This is a genomic window from Roseateles sp. P5_B10 (assembly GCF_056400485.1).
This window is the reverse complement of record NZ_JBFULE010000502.1, coordinates 1-3,879: the sequence shown is the minus strand read 5'-3', so window position 1 is coordinate 3,879 and position 3,879 is coordinate 1. Positions and strand designations below refer to the sequence as shown.

Annotated in this window: 5 protein-coding genes; all 5 read left to right on the top strand. The window is 65.8% G+C overall.

Going from position 1 to position 3,879, the window contains the following annotated elements:
- The coding region (gene hisH, locus AC1DU6_RS22755) for an imidazole glycerol phosphate synthase subunit HisH (RefSeq protein ID WP_477859783.1) at positions 1 to 579 on the top strand (579 nt) is incomplete at its 5' end.
- On the top strand, positions 573 to 1,358 hold the full coding sequence (locus AC1DU6_RS22750; RefSeq protein WP_056204325.1) for an AglZ/HisF2 family acetamidino modification protein: 786 nt from the start codon (positions 573 to 575) through the stop codon (positions 1,356 to 1,358). The genes hisH and AC1DU6_RS22750, both read left to right, overlap by 7 nt.
- A gap of 2 nt (positions 1,359 to 1,360) precedes the next feature.
- Positions 1,361 to 2,398 carry a polysaccharide biosynthesis protein gene (locus AC1DU6_RS22745; protein WP_477859781.1) on the top strand — a complete coding sequence of 346 codons (1,038 nt, stop codon included), beginning with the start codon at positions 1,361 to 1,363 and terminating at the stop codon, positions 2,396 to 2,398.
- A gap of 4 nt (positions 2,399 to 2,402) precedes the next feature.
- Positions 2,403 to 3,515, top strand: a complete 1,113-nt coding sequence (gene wbjC, locus AC1DU6_RS22740) for a UDP-2-acetamido-2,6-beta-L-arabino-hexul-4-ose reductase (RefSeq protein WP_477859780.1) — start codon at positions 2,403 to 2,405, stop codon at positions 3,513 to 3,515.
- A gap of 8 nt (positions 3,516 to 3,523) precedes the next feature.
- Positions 3,524 to 3,879: UDP-N-acetylglucosamine 2-epimerase (locus tag AC1DU6_RS22735; RefSeq protein ID WP_477859784.1), on the top strand; the 356-nt coding region annotated here is incomplete at its 3' end.

Genomic DNA, 3,879 nt, shown 5'->3' with positions numbered 1-3,879 from the left:
ATGTACAAGCGCATGAGCATCCCCACGCGCTTCGCGACGACGGCCGCCGAGATCGAGGACGCCACGCATGTCATCCTGCCGGGCGTCGGCGGTTTCGACGATGCGATGAACCGTCTCAACGCCTCCGGGCTGCGCGAGCCGCTGGATGCGATGGTCGCCCGTGGCGGCGTGCCGGTGCTGGGCATCTGCGTGGGCATGCAGATGCTCGGTGAGTCCAGCGACGAGGGCCAATGCCGCGGCCTGGGCTGGGTTCCCGGCCAGGTGAAGCATTTCGACAGCACCGGCAGAACAGCCGGCCTGCCGCTGCCGCACATGGGCTGGAACGACGTGAACCCGGTTGCCGGCACGCCGCTGTTCAAGGGCCTTGAGACCGACGCGCGCTTTTACTTTCTGCACTCCTATTACTTCGAGTGCAGCGACCCGACCCATGTCGCTGCTCGCGCCGAGTACGGCTCGACGTTCGCGGCTTCGGTGCGCAATGGCTGCATCTACGGCATGCAGGGCCACCCCGAGAAGAGCCACCATTGGGGCGCGGCCATGCTGAAGAACTTCGCCGAACTGGAGTCTTCGACATGCTGAGGCCGCGCATCACCCCCTGCCTGCTCGTGCACGAGGGCGGCCTCGTGAAGACCGTCGGCTTCAAGGACCCGAAGTACGTCGGCGACCCGATCAACGCGGTCAAGATCTTCAACGAGAAGGAAGCCGACGAGCTCGTCGTCCTCGACATCGACGCGACGCGCAACGGCGTCGAGCCCGACTACAAGCTGATCCAGGACCTGGCCGCCGAATGCCGCATGCCGCTGGCCTATGGCGGCGGCGTGCGCACGCCGGAGCAGGCCAAGCGCATCATCGAGCTCGGCGTCGAGAAGGTCTGCATCAGCAGTGCCGCCGTCGAGGACCCGACCTGCATCCGCCGCATCGCTGACGCCGTCGGCGGCCAGAGCGTCGTCGTCGTGCTCGACGTGCGCAAGAAGTCGGGTCTGTTCGCCAGCGGCTATGAGCTCTGCACGCACAACGCGACCAAGGCCCACAAACTGGACCCGATCGCCTTCGCGCGCGAATGCCAAGCCCAGGGCGCCGGCGAGATCGTGCTGAACTCGGTCGATCGCGACGGCGTCATGAAGGGCTATGACCTCGACCTCGCCAAGCAGATGCGCGCCGCGCTGCGCATCCCGATGAGCGTGCTCGGCGGCGCCGGGTCGCTCGCCGACATCGAGGCGCTGATCAAGGCCTGCGGCGTCATCGGCGCCGCGGCCGGCAGTCTCTTCGTCTTCAAGGGTCAGTACCGCGCGGTGCTGATCAACTACCCGCAGCCGGCCCAGAAGGATGCCCTCTTCGCCGCTGCCCTCCCCCGCTGAACATGTTTGACGACAAGACCCTGCTCATCACCGGTGGCACCGGCAGCTTCGGCAATGCCGTGCTGCGCCGCTTCCTCGACTCCGGCCTGCGTGAGATCCGCATCCTCAGCCGCGACGAGAAGAAGCAGGACGACATGCGCAAGAAGTACGCATCGCCCAAGCTGAAGTTCTACATCGGCGATGTGCGCGACCCGCGCGCGGTCGCGGGCGCCATGCGCGGCGTGGACTACTGCTTCCACGCCGCCGCGCTCAAGCAGGTGCCATCCTGCGAGTTCCATCCCATGGAGGCCGTGCGTACCAATGTGCTGGGCACCGAGAACGTGCTCGACGCCGCCATCCAGGCTCGTGTGAAGCGCGTCATCTGCCTGTCCACCGACAAGGCCGTCTACCCGATCAACGCGATGGGCATCTCCAAGGCCATGATGGAGAAGGTCATGGTCGCCGCGTCGCGCAATCTCGAGGGCACGGACACCGTCATCTGCGGCACGCGCTACGGCAACGTGATGGCCTCGCGCGGCTCGGTCATCCCGCTGTTCGTCGAGCAGGTGCGCGCCGGCAAGCCGATCACGCTCACCGACCCGGCGATGACGCGCTTCATGATGACGCTGGACGATGCCGTCGAGCTCGTGCTCTATGCCTTCGAGCATGGCCGCAACGGCGACATCTTTGTACAGAAGGCGCCCGCGGCGACGATCCGCGTGCTGGCCGAGGCCGTGCTCGGTGTCATCGGCGCGCCCGACCATGCCATCCGCGAGATCGGCACGCGCCACGGCGAGAAGCTCTACGAGGCGCTGCTGAGCCGCGAGGAGCGCGCCGGCGCCGAAGACCTGGGCGGCTACTACCGCATCCCGCCCGATGGCCGCGACCTCAACTACACCAAGTTCGTCGAGCAGGGCGAGACACGCATCCAGGACGCCGAGGACTACACGTCGCACAACACCGAGCGCCTGGACGTGGCCGGGATGACGGCGCTGTTGATGAAGCTCGACTTCATGCGACGCCTCGCCGCTGGCGAGGCCAACGTGACGGCGGAGGATTGACGTCATGAAGATCGGCATCACCGGTGCGTCGGGCTTCGTCGGCCGCAATCTTCAATGGCGACTGCGTGAGGCAGGTCACACCGACGTCCGCCTGATCTCGCATGGCGCCGCCGATGCGGAACTCATCGAACAGCTCAGCGGCCTGGACTTCGTCTTCCACCTCGCCGGCGTGAACAGGCCCCAGGACCCGGTCGAGTTCGACGACGGCAACGCCGACTTCAGCCTGCGGCTGATTGCCATCCTGGGCAGCCTGYCCGGCTCACCCCCGGTGGCTTTCGCGTCGTCAACGCAGGCCACGCTGGACAACGTCTACGGCCGCAGCAAGCGCGCCGCCGAGGAGGCGCTGCTGCACTACCACCGGCAGTGCCGCGTACCGGCCTACATCTTCCGGCTGACCAATGTGTTCGGCAAATGGTGTCGGCCCAACTACAACTCGGTCGTTGCCACCTTCTGCCACAACATTGCGCGAGGCATGACGGTCACCATCAATGATCCGGCCGCACCGCTGCGCCTTGTCTACATTGACGACGTCATCGACCAGATGCTGACGCTGCTGGGGCCCACGCCGCCCGCAGCCGGCTTCGTTGATATCGAACCGATGTACGAGACAACGGTCGGCGAGCTGGCCCGGACCTTGAACGGTTTTAGAGCAACGCGCGAGGGCCTGATGATCGACCGCGTGGGTACCGGCCTGACCCGGGCGCTCTATGCCACCTATGTCAGCTACCTGCCGCCCGAGGCATTCGCCTACCAGGTACCGCGCCACGCCGATCCGCGCGGCGTGTTCGTCGAAATGCTCAAGACCCCGGACTGCGGCCAGTTCAGCTATTTCACGGCCGGCCCCGGCATCACGCGCGGCGAGCACTACCACCACACCAAGACCGAGAAATTCCTCGTCATCCGGGGCACGGCCCACTTCGGTTTTCGACACATCGGCAGCGGCGAGACGCATGAGCTGGTCACGCGCGGCGGCGAGGCTCAGGTCGTCGAGACCATCCCAGGCTGGACCCACAACATCACCAACATCGGCGAAGACGAGCTCATCGTCATGCTCTGGGCCAACGAGGTCTTCGACCGAGCCCGCCCTGACACGACCGCAATGAAGGTCAAGCCATGAATCCGCCTGTGAAAAAGCTCAAGGTGCTGACCGTCGTCGGCACCCGCCCCGAAATCATCCGCCTTTCGCGCGTGATGGCCGCTCTCGACGTGCATTGCGAGCATGTGCTCGTCCACACCGGCCAGAACTACGACTACGAACTCAACCAGGTTTTTTTCGACGACCTTGGCGTCCGCAAGCCTGCTCATTTCCTGAACGCGGCCCAGGGCGGCGCGGCGCAGACCATCGGCAACATCATCGGCGGCATCGACCAGGTGCTTGAGGTCGAGCGGCCGGAGGCCATGCTGGTGCTCGGCGACACGAACAGCTGCCTGGCCGTCATCGCCGCCAAGCGCCGCAAGATCCCGATCTTCCACATGGAAGC

Coding starts and splice junctions, on each gene's coding strand:
- AC1DU6_RS22750 (WP_056204325.1), top strand. CDS start 573: ATGCTGAGGCCGCGCATCACCCCCTGCCTGCTCGTGCACGAGGGCGGC.
- AC1DU6_RS22745 (WP_477859781.1), top strand. CDS start 1,361: ATGTTTGACGACAAGACCCTGCTCATCACCGGTGGCACCGGCAGCTTC.